17 protein-coding genes are annotated in these 15,199 nt (G+C 65.3%); 6 read left to right on the top strand and 11 right to left on the bottom strand.

All coding sequences use genetic code 11. The features are described 5' to 3' along the window. Both tnpB and Q0L57_RS13000 read right to left on the bottom strand, forming a co-directional pair. Nucleotides 1-259: IS66 family insertion sequence element accessory protein TnpB (gene tnpB / locus Q0L57_RS13005; RefSeq protein ID WP_366940901.1), on the bottom strand; the 259-nt coding region annotated here is incomplete at its 3' end. Between the two features lie 50 nt (nt 260-309). Further along, entirely contained in the window at nt 310-687 is a 378-nt protein-coding gene (locus Q0L57_RS13000; RefSeq protein WP_171007704.1) for a transposase, read from the bottom strand. Nucleotides 688-722: 35 nt separating this feature from the next. Between Q0L57_RS13000 and Q0L57_RS12995 the strand changes: the two genes are divergently transcribed. Further along, the gene (locus Q0L57_RS12995; RefSeq protein WP_338112287.1) at nt 723-1,172 is read left to right on the top strand and encodes an integrase core domain-containing protein; all 450 of its coding nucleotides are present in this window, start codon (nt 723-725) and stop codon (nt 1,170-1,172) included. 243 nt (nt 1,173-1,415) lie between these two features. On the opposite strand, the gene lspA is transcribed toward Q0L57_RS12995, so the two are convergent. The 3 genes from lspA to Q0L57_RS12980 all read right to left on the bottom strand — a co-directional run bounded on the left by lspA (nt 1,416) and on the right by Q0L57_RS12980 (nt 4,624). Continuing rightward, nucleotides 1,416-1,940: a signal peptidase II gene (gene lspA / locus Q0L57_RS12990; RefSeq protein ID WP_064311259.1), complete on the bottom strand. Its 525-nt coding sequence runs from the start codon at nt 1,938-1,940 to the stop codon at nt 1,416-1,418. Between the two features lie 96 nt (nt 1,941-2,036). Continuing rightward, complete coding sequence (locus Q0L57_RS12985) at nt 2,037-3,998, bottom strand: cytochrome c/FTR1 family iron permease (RefSeq protein WP_064311260.1); 1,962 nt, start codon at nt 3,996-3,998, stop codon at nt 2,037-2,039. Beyond that, entirely contained in the window at nt 3,998-4,624 is a 627-nt protein-coding gene (locus tag Q0L57_RS12980) for a cation transporter (RefSeq protein ID WP_004212870.1), read from the bottom strand. Before Q0L57_RS12980 ends, Q0L57_RS12985 begins: the two co-directional genes overlap by 1 nt. Nucleotides 4,625-4,699: 75 nt before the next feature. Between Q0L57_RS12980 and Q0L57_RS12975 the strand changes: the two genes are divergently transcribed. After that, nucleotides 4,700-5,119 (top strand): helix-turn-helix domain-containing protein, encoded by a 420-nt coding sequence (locus Q0L57_RS12975; RefSeq protein ID WP_007406847.1) that lies wholly within the window; start codon nt 4,700-4,702, stop codon nt 5,117-5,119. Here Q0L57_RS12975 and Q0L57_RS12970 read toward each other — a convergent pair. The 3 genes from Q0L57_RS12970 to Q0L57_RS12960 all read right to left on the bottom strand — a co-directional run bounded on the left by Q0L57_RS12970 (nt 5,113) and on the right by Q0L57_RS12960 (nt 7,215). Beyond that, nucleotides 5,113-6,342, bottom strand: coding sequence for an aspartyl protease family protein (locus Q0L57_RS12970; protein ID WP_232252445.1), 1,230 nt, complete (start codon nt 6,340-6,342; stop codon nt 5,113-5,115). The genes Q0L57_RS12975 and Q0L57_RS12970 overlap by 7 nt on opposite strands. Nucleotides 6,343-6,577: 235 nt before the next feature. Then, the gene (locus tag Q0L57_RS12965; protein ID WP_081609171.1) at nt 6,578-6,799 is read right to left on the bottom strand and encodes a GDCCVxC domain-containing (seleno)protein; all 222 of its coding nucleotides are present in this window, start codon (nt 6,797-6,799) and stop codon (nt 6,578-6,580) included. Next, a complete protein-coding gene (locus Q0L57_RS12960) occupies nt 6,799-7,215 on the bottom strand; it encodes a mercuric transporter MerT family protein (protein ID WP_017980799.1) in 417 nt (138 codons plus the stop codon). The genes Q0L57_RS12965 and Q0L57_RS12960 overlap by 1 nt, the downstream gene beginning before the upstream one ends. Before the next feature lie 62 nt (nt 7,216-7,277). On the opposite strand from Q0L57_RS12960, the gene Q0L57_RS12955 reads away from it, so the two are divergent. Continuing rightward, entirely contained in the window at nt 7,278-7,694 is a 417-nt protein-coding gene (locus tag Q0L57_RS12955; protein ID WP_017980798.1) for a helix-turn-helix domain-containing protein, read from the top strand. A gap of 73 nt (nt 7,695-7,767) precedes the next feature. Here the strand turns inward: Q0L57_RS12955 and Q0L57_RS12950 are convergent, their stop codons facing one another. Beyond that, the gene (locus Q0L57_RS12950; RefSeq protein ID WP_017980797.1) at nt 7,768-9,015 is read right to left on the bottom strand and encodes a cytochrome P450; all 1,248 of its coding nucleotides are present in this window, start codon (nt 9,013-9,015) and stop codon (nt 7,768-7,770) included. Between the two features lie 47 nt (nt 9,016-9,062). On the opposite strand from Q0L57_RS12950, the gene Q0L57_RS12945 reads away from it, so the two are divergent. Next, nucleotides 9,063-9,749 (top strand): DUF6118 family protein, encoded by a 687-nt coding sequence (locus Q0L57_RS12945; RefSeq protein ID WP_353653271.1) that lies wholly within the window; start codon nt 9,063-9,065, stop codon nt 9,747-9,749. 52 nt (nt 9,750-9,801) lie between these two features. Here the strand turns inward: Q0L57_RS12945 and cueR are convergent, their stop codons facing one another. Both cueR and Q0L57_RS12935 read right to left on the bottom strand, forming a co-directional pair. Beyond that, nucleotides 9,802-10,185 (bottom strand): Cu(I)-responsive transcriptional regulator, encoded by a 384-nt coding sequence (cueR, locus tag Q0L57_RS12940; RefSeq protein WP_017980795.1) that lies wholly within the window; start codon nt 10,183-10,185, stop codon nt 9,802-9,804. Then, nucleotides 10,182-12,656, bottom strand: coding sequence for a heavy metal translocating P-type ATPase (locus Q0L57_RS12935; protein ID WP_296743204.1), 2,475 nt, complete (start codon nt 12,654-12,656; stop codon nt 10,182-10,184). The genes cueR and Q0L57_RS12935 overlap by 4 nt, the downstream gene beginning before the upstream one ends. Before the next feature lie 214 nt (nt 12,657-12,870). Between Q0L57_RS12935 and Q0L57_RS12930 the strand changes: the two genes are divergently transcribed. Continuing rightward, on the top strand, nt 12,871-14,184 hold the full coding sequence (locus tag Q0L57_RS12930; RefSeq protein ID WP_296743203.1) for a type II restriction endonuclease: 1,314 nt from the start codon (nt 12,871-12,873) through the stop codon (nt 14,182-14,184). Nucleotides 14,185-14,256: 72 nt separating this feature from the next. After that, on the top strand, nt 14,257-15,135 hold the full coding sequence (locus Q0L57_RS12925; protein WP_296743214.1) for a DUF4396 domain-containing protein: 879 nt from the start codon (nt 14,257-14,259) through the stop codon (nt 15,133-15,135). Nucleotides 15,136-15,199: the final 64 nt, after the last annotated feature.

Raw genomic sequence — 15,199 nt, 5'->3', positions numbered from 1 at the left:
GATGCCGCCAGTCCACCCCTTCGAGCAGCATCGACAACTGCGCCGGGGTCAGCACTGCGACGCCGTCCGCGGTCGTCGGCCAGGTGAACCGACCACGCTCCAGACGCTTGGCATGGAGGACGAGGCCCTGACCATCCCACCACAGCAGCTTGACCAGATCGCCGCGCCTGCCCCGGAAGGCGTACACCGCACCCCCGAACGGATCCTGGCGCAGCCGCTGCTGCACCAGCGCCGCCAGTCCGTCGAAACCCTTGCGCATGTCCGTGACCCCGGCCGCCAGATACACCCGGACGCCGCTCGGCGGCCCGATCAAGCGAACCCGGCCAGCACGGCCTTCAGCACCCGCGCGTCGATGGGAGGTGCCAGGCGGATGCGCTGCCCGGCCGGGCCGACCACCTCCACCACACCCGGTCCGAGCGGCTCCGGCTGCGGCGCCATGGGCACGTTCGCCACCTCGACCGGCACGAACGCCGCGCCCGGCAAGGGCAAAGCTTCGCTTGCGACCCCGTCGCGCAGCAGCGTGCGTCGCCAGCGGTACACCAGCGACGTGCACACCCGGTGACGCCGTGCCACGTCCAGCACGCTCGCCCCCGGCATCATCGCCTCCGACACGATCCGCGCCTTGTCATCGTCGCTGAACCGTCGCCGCGGCTCTGCCCCAACCATCTCGATAATTCGCGTCGCCATAATGCCGCACCGGTGCCTGCCACAGTGCCGCACCTGTGGCTTGCGCATCACCTCGTCAGCAAGGCGGGGAACACCGGACGCTTACGGCGGCCCTGGCCGAGCTGTTCATTGACCGGGGCCCGCCTGCCCATATCAGATCGGACAACGGCAGCGAGTTCATCGCCACCGCAGTCCAGAAATGGCTTGGGCAGATCGGCGTGAACACGCTCTACATCACGCCAGGCTCGCCATGGGAGAACGGCTACAACGAGAGCTTCAATGGCTCGCTGCGTGACGAGCTGCTTAACGGAGAGATCTTCTACAGCCTCGCCGAGGCCAGAGTGCTGATCGAGGCGTGGCGGCGCCACTACAACACCATCCGGCCACATAGCAGCCTGGGCTATCGCCCACCCGCACCAGAAGCGGCGACGCCGCCATTGCCGGCCTCCGGTTCCGCTTCGCTCCACCTGCGCCCGGCAATGGCGGCGGAGACGACAATGCACTAACTATCTACCCGGACCACCCGGTGGGGGCTGCTCAGCGAACACCCAGCCGAACGCTGATGGCGTGCTACCCCGCATGTTCGCCGCGGCGGGGTTCGATCGCGTGATCGAGCGCCAGTCGATATCAACGCCGACCGGCTCCATTTCTATCTACTCGGCACACAAGCCTTAGCTCGGTATCAGCCGAAAAGGCGGGGGCGGACGGTTGCCTCCATCAAGGGCGCCTGTCGCGAGAACTCTCTGTCATCACGGCCCTCCGTCCGTAGCTGCCGGGCGTTCAGCGCCATTCCGGCGAAACGCTTCTGCCGTCGATCCTCTTGCGGGTAAGTATGGCCCGAGCAGCAGTAGCCCGACCCCGAGCGAAATCCACACGTCGGCGAGGTTGAAAACGAAGGGGTGCCAGCTCCCGAAGTGCAGCCCGAGGAAGTCGGTTACAGACCAGCGTGCGGCGCGGTCGATCAGATTGCCCACGGCGCCGGCCGCGGCGACCGCTAAGGCCGTGCGCTGCCAGCCCTGCGAGCGGTAGGCCCACGCGACAAGGCCGAGGGTCAGGATTGCCGTGAGCCCGATCAGGAGGGCGCGCCCGACGTCGCCATCAGAGGCGAGCAGGCTGAACGACACGCCCTCGTTAAAGGTCAGGCGCAGCGAGACGAAGGGCAGGAAATCGCCCGCCGGCCCATAGGGTTCGAGCGCAGCCCGCGCCCATGCCTTGGTCGCCAGGTCTAGCGCGGCCCCCGTGGCGATCAGCAGCGTGGCCGTGCCCGCTTTCATGTCCGCTGCGTACCCGCGAGGTCCTGGCGCCCGTCGCGGATGCGCGACATGCCGGCCAGTGTGCGCGAGCGAAGCGGGGGCAAATGCGAGCCTCGCCTAGTGAGCCGTCGCCGGGCCGGAACCCGAGCGAGATCGGTTGCGCCGATTCCAGGCAAACCCCACTGCGATGGCGACCGCCATCAGGAGTTGCGCCAGCACCGATTGCCAGGTGGGGAATAACCCTAGCATCGACAGCCGCGGCACGTCCGCGAGCGGTGCGATGTTGATAAGGCCGGCCTCCTGGAGAGCGGCGACGCCCTTGCCCGCAAGCACGACGGTCAGAACGGCCATGAGCCAGGAGCTATAGCGGAAGAACTGCGCGATCGGCAGCTTGCGGCTGTAGCGGAGCATTGCCCAGGCGATCACACCAAGCAGTCCAATGGCCGATCCGGCGCCGGCGAGCAGCATCCCGTTGTCACCTTGCGCGGAGAGAGCGGCGTAGAACAGGATCGTCTCGAAAACCTCGCGATAGACGACCACGAAGGCGAGTCCGAACAGGAACCAGCCCGACCCGCCCGAGAGCGCCCGCGACATCTTCTCGCGAATATAGCGCTGCCACTGATCGGCTTGCGCCTTACCGTGCATCCAAATCCCGACCGAGAGCAGCACGAACGCGGCGAACAGCGAGCCGAACCCTTCGGTCAGCTCCCGGCTCGCGCCGCTGATCCCGATTGCATAGGTGGCGACCGCCCAGGTGATTCCGCCCGCGATGATCGCGCTGACCCAGCCGCCATGAACGTAGCGCAGCGCCTCGCCGCGGTCGGCTTTACGCAGGAATGCGATCATGGCGACGACGATGAGCAGGGCTTCGAGCCCTTCACGCAGCAGGATCGTGAACGCGCCCAGGAACGTGGACGCCTCGGTGGCGGCATCGGGCGCGAGCGCCGCTTCTGCATCATCGAAAAAGCCGCCCAGCACCGTGACCTTCTCCGCGAGATCATCGGGCGATGCGCCCCGGTCGATCGCGGCGCGGAACTCCCCCATGGCGCCCTCGATTCGGCCCATCAGCGTCGCGTCGCGCGCGGTGAGCGTTGGTTCGATCGGCTCGAACCCATCGAGATAGGCTGACAGCGCCAGCTCTTTTGCCATCCGCGCATCGCCACGCCGGGCAGCGGCCACGCTTTCGGCGAGTTTGGCGCGGGCGACCGCGAGCGAGCCGGGAGCCTGTTGCATCACCTGTTCAGGGTGGCGACGCAGGAACGCGAGCACGGCGTCAGCCTTGGCGTCGCCGATCGCCGCGCCGAGCGCGGCCGGGGTGAGTGCGACCAGGGTTTTCAGGTCCGGGATGCGACGGCGAAGGGTCGGATCGGATTTCCACAGCCGCTCGCCTTCGCGCGCCTGCGCGTCCGTGAAGGCGAAGCTCCCGGCTCGGAATGCTACCGCCCAGCGCTGATCGTTCGGCAGATCGGCGAAGCTCTGCATCGCCGTCCCGTCGATGCCCTGCGTCACCACCTGATAGAGCGCGAAGACGCTGCGCTGGCGCGCACGTTCGGCATCGGTAAAGGCGATCGGGGGTGTCGCGAGCTTGGCGGCGTCGGGGCCACGGCCGTTGCCCGTCATGCCGTGACAGGACGCGCAGGATTGTTGGAACAGGGCATGGCCGGAGACGAGGTTCGGAGCCTTATCGGGCGCGAGCGGCACCGGGTAGGCGCGCAGCAGATCGGCCGCGAGCCCGTGCGCCAGTGTTGCCACCTGTTCAGTCGATCCCTTTTCCGCGATTACCGCTTGGAGGTTGGCGGCCCGCTGAATGAGGGCTTGGCGCTCCGGCTTCGCCGGCAGGCCTTGAAGCCGTGTCGAGACCGACGCGGCAAACTCATTCATTTCGGCGTATTCCGACGCGCTCTTGATCCGACCGTTCGCGACCGCGCCTCCATAATCGACGGCCATATAGTCGAGCAGCCGCCATGCGGTTTGCACGTCGCCGGGTTCGGCGAATGCCGCAGCAGGGATCAGCAGCGCAGCGAGCGCGGCGAGCAGCCGCAGCGAGAGCATTGCCCGGATCAAGGTGAGCAGACGCACTACCGCTCTCCCAGTTCGCGCCGAGCGCCAGTGACGATTTCATAAGCGGAGTGGAGGAACAGGAGGGCGATGAGGCCGGCGACGGCGAGGTCCGGCCAGGCGCTTCCTGTCCACGCCACCAGACCGGCCGCGGCGATCACCGCGACATTGGCGAGCGCGTCGTTGCGGCTGAACAGCCAGATCGCGCGAACATTGGCGTCCCCTTCCCGGAAACGCGCAAGCACCAAGGCGGACACGACATTGATCGCGAGCGCGACAACGCCGATTGTGCCCATCAGTTCGGCATCCGGCGCGGTTGCGTTCAGGGCGCGCCAAATCGCGAAACCGATTACGCCCACGCCAAGCGCACCGAGAAACAACCCCTGCGTCAGCGCGACCTTTGCCCTCGCCCGTGCGGACCAGGCAAGCGCGAGAAGACCGATAAGGCTGATCGACCCGTCCCCGAGAAAATCGAGGGAATCCGCTTTCAGCGCTTGGCTATCGGCGATGAACCCGCCGAACAGCTCGGCGACTCCGAAGCCGAGGTTGAGCACCACGACGGTCAGCAGCGCACGGCGATAGGCCGGATCGGTTTGCGCGCGCGCGGGCTCCCCGTGGCACCCGCAGCTTTCGGTAGAAGCATTCATGCGGCCTTCCTTACCACCTCCAGTCGCTGTAGAAGCAAGCGAAATGTGCGACACGTTCGCATTAGCAAGGATGGCATGATGAAGCCGGTGATGATTGGGCAGCTCGCCAGCGAGACGTCGACAAAAGTGACGACGATCCGGTTTTATGAGTCGATCGGGTTGCTGCGCTCCGCCCCGCGCACGGCGTCGGGCCGTAGAACCTATGATGCCAGCGACATCGAGCGTTTGCACTTCATCCGCAACGGTCGCCGGCTCGGCTTTTCGGTCGACGAAATACGATCGTTGATGGGGCTGGCGCAGAACCCGGACCAGGATTGTGGTGCCGCCTCAGCTATCGCTGCTCAGCACCTCAAGGATGTTGAGGAGAGGCTGGCGCAACTCGCGGTGTTGCGGGATGAGTTGGCAATGCTCAGCCAGAGCTGCACCAAGGCGCGCATGGCCGATTGTCGGATCATGAAGGCGATCGGCAAAGGCCACCCTCAAGCCGATCAGTAATAGTCGGCTAGCCTGAGGTCGCGCACATCACCCGAGGCCATCGTCAGCTTTACGAGGGTGCCAGCAGGCCGGGAGCGCACTTGCCAGAGCTCCCCACGCGTATAGTTCGCATCGATCGAATGGCCGTTCACCGCCACGATCCGGTCGCCGACCGCCCAGCCAGCCTTTTCCGCGGGACTGTTCGCCGCCACATGAACGACGGTGAGCGCCGTTGGTGAGGCTGCGAGGCCAAGGCCGCTACGGTCCTTCAGCATCGGCAGGCGACGACGAGGACCGAGTGGCCGGAGCCACACGAATCCGGCGGTCACGTCGAACACCACGTCGAATTGAGCGATCAGCGGTAGGCCGACATTGCCAACCGTGCTGGTGGAGAGCCAAGCTCTCATCCCGAGTGTGGGGACGTTCGAGACGCCAAGCCCTTCAATGTTGATGTTCTGGGTTGTGAAAGCATCGTTGACTCGCACGCCATCGACGCCGCCGATCGCCGCGGTCGAGACGAGCTTCCCGTTCAACAGCCCTTGATCGCGGGCATAGGCCGACGAGAGCATCAGCGCGGCCGAGCTGCCAAGATCGATCATCAAGGGCACGGGAGACAGGCCCTCGACGGAGGCCCGGATGAACAGCTCCTGCTTGGCACCGCGTCCGAGCGCGACAGCGCGCCAGTCGGGGCCGGCGAGAAACGTGCCTGACTTGACGACCGCCATACGCCTGTTCGCGAAATCGAGCGCGATGCAGCTGCCCGTGAACATATCGGCACCGAGGAGAACGTCGATCGGTCGTCCGAAGGCCGCCGACACTGAACTCAGATCACCAACAACGGCAAAGGGTAAGCGACGGGTTTCGCGGGCGAGCTGTACGTCGATGTCGCGGACCAGCAGCACCGGGGCCTTGGCGCTCAGCCCGCTAATCATGCGCCGCTCACCATTGTTCAAGCCGAGCTTCGCCGCGAGCGCCGTGCTCATGATCGACGCGCCGCTGCCACTGTCGAGCACCGCCCGCGCCGGCACTCCGCGCACTTGTGCCGAAACAAGGAGGGTATCACCCGTGCCGACTTCCAGCGGCTCCCATTCGAGGTGAGCCGCGCCGAAGTTCCACGAGGCCGCAGACCGGGAAGTCTGTCGCGCGAGCGTTGGAGAACCGAGCACCAAGCCGGTTCCACAGGCCACCAGCCGCGCCACTAATGAGCGTCGAGACATACCGATTGCTTCAACACGGGCCGTCAAAAAGCCACCTCCAGCCCCCCGTCCGCAGGAGAGCAAATTGCGGTTACATGCTCTAGCAACTGGAGGAGCAAGGGTTTTTGAAGCGCCCGAAATGCTATCCTGTTCAAATGCCCTCTCGAAAATGAGCAGTTGAGGCAGGTCAGGAACCGGTCGAATAAGACCGAAGTAGGCAATTTCGCTTGCGCGACCTTGGCGAGCAGGACCCCAGTTCACGAAGAAACGTGAAGCTATCGCCTCACCCGCAGCAGCCCGCCACAGTCCCGTTTGCTTTCGCTTCCTGGATCGGAGGGCATGGGACATCGCCAAATGAGCAGAACACGCAGCAGTCGCCAGCCAGGGGCCGCAGCACCACCGCGCAATGCCGGCAATCATAGAAGAATTGGCAGGCGTTGGTGGGCATCCTTTCGGTGGCCACCCCGCCGCATTTGGGACAGGTCAGGGTTGAGGTGAGCTGCATCAGGAAAGCGCGTTCATCAGCGGCGCTTCTAGGAGGTCCCAGGCGAACGCGATAAGCGTCAGAACCGTTCCAATCGCGAGCAGGATAGGTGTCGCGCGCGAGGGCAGCGGCATTGTGCAGGACCGGTCCCCAGCACAGGACCTCCGCCGCTGCGCGTAGGCCCACCACCCAGCAGCCAAGCCGATGAGGGAGGTCGCCGTTAGCGGCCACCGTAGTGGTATCAGCGCGGCGAAGTTGCTGGACAGGCCCGCCCCCAGGCCGAGCGCCGCGAGTGCGAGGGGCAGGACGCAGCATGACGCCGCAGCTAGAACAGCGGCTAAGCTCGCAAGCGCGCCGAGGGCGGATAGCCCCGTGTCGGCGCGACGTCGTGACGTTGGTGCGCCTAGGGGTTCACGCGGGATGGTCTCTTGGTTCATCTATCGCCTCTAGCGGGTTAGCCCGTTATGCATCCTGTAGTGACTACAGGAGCAAGCAATATATGCGCGTTGAGGAAAGCATCACGATCGGCGAGCTGTCTCGCCGGACTGGCGTGAATATCGAGACGATCCGGTACTTCGAGCGCGTTGGTGTTCTCGCAACGCCACCCCGCACAAGCGGCGGGCGGCGGGTATATGGGACCGGTCACGTCCGCGCACTTGGGTTCGTCCGTCGCGCGCGCGAACTCGGCTTCTCCCCGGCCGAGGTGCGCGCGATCCTGTCTCTTGGCGGTTCTGCGCAGGCGTCATGCAGTGAGGTCCGCGAGATCGCGGCTCACCATCTAGAGCGTGTGCGCGCTAAGATGGAGGATCTGGCGCAACTAGAAAGCCTGCTGGCTGCGACCATCGACCGTTGCGAAGGCGACGGGGCGGCGAGGTGCGCCGTGATCGACTTGCTGAACCAACATTCGACTGCGTAGATGTCGCATCGCACCCCGTACTCGCGCAAACGGTCGATAACGGAGCCGATCACCATCACCACGGCACGCGGCCCTAGCCACCTATGTGGACGTTGCGCATCACGAAGCCGCTTTTCGGAAGCGCTGGCAGCCTGGCGAAATCGATGCTCAGGTCTTGGTCCGGTACGTCATAGCGCATCGCGTTGACGAGGAGGTGTGCCGCCACCTTCATGATCGCGAGGACGATCCATTCGCCGGGACAGCGATGGCCGAGATAGTGATCGCCGCCGCCCTGCGGAATGAAGTTGAAGGAGTCTTCGTCCCAAGCCCTGAAACGCTCAGGGCGAAACTCCTGGGGGTCGGCCCAGGTCGCTGCGTCGTGATTGCTCCCATAAAGGTCTAGCACCACTTGACGCCCTTCCGGAAAGGCCATCCCCTCCCACTCGAAATCTTGGCTCGCGCGCGCCACCACAGCGGGAAAGAAGGGATAGAATCGGCGGACCTCTTGGACGAAGAGCTCGGCATAGTCCGGCTGCTGAACCAAGGCCGCCCTGATCCCTGAACAGGTTTGCAGCGCGTGGGCGACGAAGGTGATGTACACTGCGATCGCGACGGTCGGGCGAAGGACATTTACCAGTTCGACCGCTGCGACGTGCGGCGAAAGAAGATCGTCGTGCCGGTCGCGATGCCAGGCTATCGCGTAAGCCGCGGTCCCCGAGCCCGAGCCGATGCTCCCGGCCCGAATGCCTTCAATGATCCGCTTCGCCCATGCGTCGACGCGACGACGGGCCAGCCGTGACCAAAGATGCCTTGGGCTCGCCGAGCCGGCGGCGTCGAACAGCGCCCGCAGCTCGCCCGCGCGGTTGCCGGCTTCATCGTCCGGAAGAGGAACTCCCGCCCAAGCGCATACCGCTCGCGTCAGCGGCTCATGCAACTCGTCATAGAAGACGATCTCTCCTTTGCGCGTCCAGCCCGGCACCGCCCTGCGCCACTCGGCCTCGAACAATTGCGCCAGCGCCCGCACGCGCTCTGGTGTCATCAGGCCCATGAACATCTGCTTGCGGTGCCGATGGGTCTCGCCGTCCAGACCCTGAACGCCGCCTTGGCCCAGCAGTGTCTTCTGAATAGCGACCGGCATGGCACCTTCGCGCTCGAAGCGGGTCGTATCGTAGAAGATTTCGGCGGCCTTGGCCCCCTTAAGGCAGTTGGTCTTTTTCAGCAGGAAACGGGATTCAAAAGCGTTTGCGCCTAGGCGCTGGCACTGCCTGGAGATGAACCGATAGGGATCGGCGAGGAGAGAAAGGGTTTCGTCCGGGCCTTTCGTGTGTGGTGTCTTAGGCATGACCGGTCCGGTGATTGTTGGGTCTCCTTTGATTAACTCGGAGGAATATCACGGGTTGCAGGCTCACGACAGGTGACGAACGAGGACGATCAGGGCGGAGCAGGCGCGGCCGAGGCGTTCGAGGCCATGCGCGGCGAGCTGGCGCTGCGCCGTGGAGGGCTTGGCGGCCGAGCGCGGCGATCGACATACCCGACCATACCGAGACGCTTGGCGTGCTCCAGCAGAACGTGAACACGGCAGGCGAGAACGTCGCGCGCATCGGCCAATTCCTGAAAGCGGCCCCGGCGCTGGCGATGACGCCGGAGCAGATGGCGCAGCGCATCGCCGCGGCGGGCAGCGCCGCCCGGCGCGAGGATCAGGCGGCGCTCGCCAAGGCGGGCGAGGACAAGGCCCGCATCATGGCCGATCTTCGCGCCATCGCCGGGTCCGCATGGACACGCGCCGACCAGAAGAATCGGCAGCTATGGTTTGCCCTGGGTGGGGTGGCGGCCGGCATCCTCGCATGGGCGATCGTGCCGGGCCTGGTCGCGCGCGAGATCGCACCGGCGAGCTGGCAATGGCCCGAGCGCATGGCGGCGCGGACGCTCGACTTGCCCCGCTGGGAAGCCGGGCAGCGTATGATCCAGAGCGCCAGTCCCACCGCGTTCCGCGCCATCGTCGGGGCCGACAGGATCGTGACGGCCAACCGCGCGGCGATCGAGGGGTGCGGCAAAGCCGCAGCGCGAAACGCGTGAAACGGTGCGACGCACGATCACGCTCAAGTGGAGTAAAAGTTAGCCGCGCAAGTTATTCAGCCAAGCGTTCGATGATCGGACAATCAGGCCGATCATCGCCATGACAGGCTTGGGCGAGCCCGGTAAGCGAGCGGCGCATGGCGTCCAAGACGCGGACCTTGCGGCCCAGTTCGGCAGCGCGGGCTTCCGCCAGCGTCTTCACTTCCGCGCTCGACCGATCGCGATCCGACCACAGCCCCAGCAGCGTGCGGATTTCCTCGATCGGGAACCCCAGGTCGCGCGCGTTGGCGATAAATCGCAGCCGATGAACGTCAGCGTCGGCGTAGTCCCGGTAGTTCCCGCGCCGTGGCGGCGCGGGCACCAAACCAATCTTTTCATAGTGGCGGATCATGCGTTGGGAGACGCCGCTGGCGTCCGACGCCGCTCCGATGTTCACAGCTTTACCGCGTTGAGCCGCAGTGCGTTCAGGACCACGGTGAAGGACGAGAGCGCCATCGCTGCACCGGCCAGCATCGGCGACAGCAGGATACCGGCAACCGGGTAAAGCACGCCGGCCGCAACCGGCACGCCGATTCCGTTGAACAAGAACGAGAAGAACAGGTTTTGGCGGATATTTCGCATCGTCGCGCGAGCGAGCTTGCGGGCGCGCACGATCGCCGAGAGATCGCCGCGCGTGAGCGTCATGCCGGCGCTTTCGATCGCCACGTCTGTTCCCGTTCCCATCGCCAAGCCGACATCCGCGGCGGCGAGCGCCGGGGCGTCGTTGATCCCATCGCCCGCCATTGCGACCCTTGCGCCGCTCGCTTTCAGCTCGCCGATGATACGCGCCTTGTCTTCCGGCAGCAGATCGGCGCGCACGTCATCAAGACCGCCCACGGCGCGCGCGACAGCATCGGCCGTCCCACGATTGTCGCCGGTGAGCATGACGACCCGCAGGCCCTCCTTGCGAAGCGCGGCAATAGCGTCGCGCGCCGATGCGCGCACCGGATCGGCGACTGCGAGCAGACCGGCGAGCGCCCCGTCGATCGCGACGAGGATGATGCCCGCGCCTTCGCCACGGTGACGATCGGCCGCGGCGTCGACCGGCTTGAGATCAGCGCCGATCCGGCTCATTTGCACCGCATTGCCAATCACGACCGAGCGGCCGCCCACCGTGGCGCTGACACCCAGCCCGGTTTGCGAGGCAAAGTCCGCGACTGTGCCGAGCTGCAATCCTCGTTCTTTGGCGGCAACGACGATTGCGTGCGCGAGCGGATGTTCGGATTGGCCTTCGACGGCCGCGGCAAGCGCGAGCATGTCGTTCTCTCCGACCGCGCTGACCGTCTCGACCGCGATCAGCTTGGGCTTGCCTTCCGTGAGCGTACCCGTCTTGTCGATGACAAGGGTATCGACCTTTTCCAGCCCCTGTAAGGCTTCCGCGTTCTTCACCAGCACGCCGGCCTGAGCGCCGCGTCCCGTGCCGACCATGATCGACATGGGCGTGGCGAGCCCGAGCGCGCACGGGCAGGCGATCACCAGCACTGCGATGGCGTTAAGCAGGGCATGGCCCATGCGCGGCTCAGGGCCGACCAGCGACCAAGTGATGAAGGTCGCAATCGAGATCAGCACGACGAGCGGCACGAACCATCCTGAAACCCGATCGGCGACCGCCTGTATCGGGGCGCGGCTTCGCTGCGCTTCCGCGACCATGCGGACGATACGCGCGAGCATCGTGTCCGAACCAACCGCGCGGGCTTCCATCACCAGGCTGCCCGTCCCGTTGACGGTGCCCCCGGTAACGATCGCCTCGACTTCCTTGAGGACCGGCGCGGGTTCGCCGGTGAGCATGGCTTCGTCGACCGACGAACGACCCTCGACCACGACGCCATCGACCGGGATGGCTTCACCGGGGCGGACCCGCAGCCGGTCACCGGTTGCCACGTCGGCAAGCCCGACTTCTTCTTCAGAACCGTCAGGCTGCAAGCGTCGCGCCGTCTTGGGGGCGAGATCCATGAGAGCGCGGATCGCGCGCCCTGTCGCCGCCCTAGCGCGCAGTTCGAGCACTTGCCCGAGCAGCACCAGTGTCACCACGACGCCAGCCGCCTCGTAATAGACGGGAACCATGCTCCCATGCGTGCGGAAGGTCGCTGGGAAGATGCCCGGCGCGAGCGTCGCGACCACGCTATAGAGGAAGGCGGCACCTACGCCGATCGCGATCAGTGTGAACATATTGAGATGGCGGGTACGAAGCGATGTCCACCCCCGCTCGAAAAACGGCCAGCCCGCCCACAGCACGATCGGCGCGGTGAGTGCGAGCTGGACCCAAGGCGAGGCCGCAGGGCTAACCACATGCAGGCCTAACATTTCCGCGAACATCGAGACGACGAGCAGCGGGATCGTGAGCGCGCCCGCCACCCACAGTCGGCGCGTGAAGTCGACCAGCTCAGGGTTGGGAGTATCGTCGAGCGACGGTTCTTCGGGTTCGAGCGCCATGCCGCAGATTGGGCAAGTTCCCGGCCCTTCCTGGCGAATCTGCGGGTGCATCGGGCACGTCCACATCGCCCCCGGCGTCGCCATCGGCTCCGGTTTCGGCTTATCGCTCAGATAGGCGTCAGGATTGGCGACAAACTTGCTCCGGCACCCTGCGCTACAGAAATGATAGGCATGACCAGCGTGCTCGGCATGGTGTGTCGTTTTTGCGGGATCGACCGTCATGCCGCACACCGCGTCGATCACTGCTGCTGCGGCATCGTTGTCCTTACTGCCCGAGCAGCAGCCGCCCGCTTCGGTGTGATGATGTTCGTGCTCGATCTTTGCGGGAGCGGCCGAGCCGCCCCCGCAACAGGATGAGGGCGTGGAGACCGATTGAGGCGCAGGCTTCGAACAGCCGCAACCCCCGGCTTGGGAATGGGAATGAGGGTCGTTCATGGCAAGACTCCTTCGACCCGAGAGCATGTAGGGTATGACACCGTGTTAGGGTCAAGGCCCTGTCGGCACCGCTGGCGTGTATGTTGAATCTACGCGCGGGAGCGGCGTTGCCCTCATATTGCGGGGGCCAGCTCTACACCCTCGACGCCATAAGGGCCGCAGCTTAGGTCTATTACTAGCTCGCCAAACGCGGGCCGGGGGCAATCGGGGACATATGGCAGCGCAGATCGACAGTCTTTCTACTGGCACCGACCATGACGGCCTGGTGCGCCGCTTAATTGCCCGCTGGCGTGACGATCAGGGCGCGACCTATCGGAGCTGGTTTCTTTGGGACGAGCGGTTGAAGAACTTCCGATCAATCCGGCGCGGCATCACCCAGGTTGTCGGCGAGATCGAGCGCGGCACGTTCGGCGTCGCCTACCGCGGATCGTCGCTCGAAACCGTCGTCCATTCCGTCGCCGAGCAGCGGCAAATCTTCAAGGGCGCGGACCATGCGTTCCTCTGGAAGCCGAAGCTCCGCATCCCCGACATTTACGAGAGCCCCGACAATCAGCGCGCGTTCGGCCGCTTGCTCGACGCCTGTTCCTGTTGCGACACGGCCGAGGAGATCATCAGCCATATCCACGCGATCGACCGTTTGAAGATCAAGGGGCTGGGTCCGGCGGTCGCCAACCTCCTCTACTTCCTTCACCCGACGCTGGTGCCGCCCTTCAACACCGCAATCGTTAAGGGCTACAACGCGCTGACGGGGGCGAATGTGAAGCTCGGGAGCTGGGAGCATTTTCTGGCGATGCGGACCGGCATCCTCGATCTCAACGACCGCTTCCGCGAGCTGCTATCGAATGATTTAGGCGCGATCGGCGGTCTGTTGTTCGACATCGGCTCCGATCGCTATCCGGCTCCGCCCCTCGACGTGAGCGGCGCGACGCTGGCGAGCTGGGGGCAGCGGCTTGAGGCGGCGCGCGAGGAAGCGCGCACGCTCAGCAAGGCCGCTCAGCGCGAGGGCGAGAACGAGCGCACCCATACCGAAATCCAGGCATGGCTTCGCGATCTAGGGTTGGCGCTCGGCTATGACGTATGGATCGCCGCGAACGACCGCAGCCGCGCCTTCGACGGATCACCCTTGGGCGCAGGATGCCTTGAGCGCCTGCCCGACACGATCGCGACGTCGAAGGGCGCGGATTCCATCCGCCTGATCGATGTGCTGTGGCTTGATAAGGCCGGCGATCACGTTGCGGCGGCGTTTGAGGTGGAGCATTCGACGTCGATCTATTCGGGCATCGTCAGGATGCTCGACTTGGCCTTGAGCGGCAGCGACCTTCACGCGACCGCGGGGCTGTTCCTTGTCGCGCCCGACGCCCGCGAGGCGGACGTTCGCGCACAGTTGCAGCGGCCCGCGTTCAGCCGCGTCGCCGACCTCGACATATCCTACCTTCCCTATGGCGAGCTGGAGAGGAACCGCGAGGCCATAGCCCGGTTCGGCTCGGGGCTGAAAGCGATCAAAGCCGTGTCCAGCAAACTCGCCTGACGCCGCCCCCCGCGCGAGGGCTGGCGCCGGAAGCCGCGTATTCTCTAGCAATAGAGGAGAGCTGCCGTGACGATGCCATCCCCGGCCCCCTGGCTCGACGCTGTGCTGATCGGGTGGTTCGTGCTGACCGCAATGTCGGTCGCCTACGTCGCGTGGGATGCCTTCACCCGCAATCCTGAGCTGCGCGTGATGAAATGGGGCTGGCTGCTGGTCACGCTATATGGCGGCCCGATCATGGCCGCGGCCTACGTCCTGTCCTGCCAAGAGCCGGCTAATGAACGCCACGAAGATTTCGTTCGACCGCTTTGGAAGCAGGCGTTCGGCTCGTCGATCCATTGCCTAGCGGGTGACGCGACCGGCGTCATCGCTGCGGCCGCGATCACCACGGCGCTCGGCCTGCCGATGTGGCAGGACGTGATTGCGGAATATGCCTTCGGCTTCGCGTTCGGGCTGCTGATTTTCCAGGCACTGTTCATGCGCGACATGGCGGGCGGTTCTTATTCGGGAGCGCTTCGCATGTCGTTCATCCCCGAATGGCTTTCGATGAATGCTGTCATGGCCGGGATGATCCCGGCGATGGTGGTGTTGATGAGCCACGACATGGCCGCGATGCACGCCAGCTCGCTTCGTTTCTGGGGCGTCATGTCGCTGGCGACGCTCGTCGGGTTCGCAGTCGCCTATCCGATCAACCTTTGGCTTGTCGGCGTGCGCTTGAAGCACGGCATGGGCACGGTGCGCGCGCTGGGGCATGGCGGACACGAAGTCGGCGCTGACCGCCAATCGGCCACGCCGATGCCGGACATGGGACAGGACGCGATGGCAGGGATGAGCGGCATGGCGACGGCCACGCGCGTGACTGGGCCGCAGATCGCCGCGATGACGGTGCTGACGCTTCTCATGCTTGGCGCGGGGATCATCATTGCCACACTGTTCGGCCGATGGGCCATGTAATGGTTGATAAGACCCTGAATTGTTGCGGGCTGCTGGCGTCCCTCGATCGTCGTCATCGTCTATG

The sequence above is a fragment of the Mesorhizobium sp. genome (genome assembly GCF_024509055.1).
Taxonomy (GTDB): domain Bacteria; phylum Pseudomonadota; class Alphaproteobacteria; order Rhizobiales; family Rhizobiaceae; genus Mesorhizobium.
This window is presented reverse-complemented; position numbering and strand designations above follow the sequence as displayed.

Excerpts from the sequence above, each read along its gene's own strand:
- Q0L57_RS12925 (WP_296743214.1), top strand. The coding sequence starts at position 14,257 with ATGCCATCCCCGGCCCCCTGGCTCGACGCTGTGCTGATCGGGTGGTTC.
- Q0L57_RS12935 (WP_296743204.1), bottom strand. The coding sequence starts at position 12,656 with ATGAACGACCCTCATTCCCATTCCCAAGCCGGGGGTTGCGGCTGTTCG.
- Q0L57_RS12950 (WP_017980797.1), bottom strand. The coding sequence starts at position 9,015 with ATGCCTAAGACACCACACACGAAAGGCCCGGACGAAACCCTTTCTCTC.
- Q0L57_RS12955 (WP_017980798.1), top strand. The coding sequence starts at position 7,278 with ATGCGCGTTGAGGAAAGCATCACGATCGGCGAGCTGTCTCGCCGGACT.
- Q0L57_RS12930 (WP_296743203.1), top strand. The coding sequence starts at position 12,871 with ATGGCAGCGCAGATCGACAGTCTTTCTACTGGCACCGACCATGACGGC.
- Q0L57_RS12975 (WP_007406847.1), top strand. The coding sequence starts at position 4,700 with ATGATGAAGCCGGTGATGATTGGGCAGCTCGCCAGCGAGACGTCGACA.
- Q0L57_RS12965 (WP_081609171.1), bottom strand. The coding sequence starts at position 6,799 with ATGCAGCTCACCTCAACCCTGACCTGTCCCAAATGCGGCGGGGTGGCC.
- Q0L57_RS13000 (WP_171007704.1), bottom strand. The coding sequence starts at position 687 with ATGGCGACGCGAATTATCGAGATGGTTGGGGCAGAGCCGCGGCGACGG.
- Q0L57_RS12980 (WP_004212870.1), bottom strand. The coding sequence starts at position 4,624 with ATGAATGCTTCTACCGAAAGCTGCGGGTGCCACGGGGAGCCCGCGCGC.
- Q0L57_RS12960 (WP_017980799.1), bottom strand. The coding sequence starts at position 7,215 with ATGAACCAAGAGACCATCCCGCGTGAACCCCTAGGCGCACCAACGTCA.
- lspA (WP_064311259.1), bottom strand. The coding sequence starts at position 1,940 with ATGAAAGCGGGCACGGCCACGCTGCTGATCGCCACGGGGGCCGCGCTA.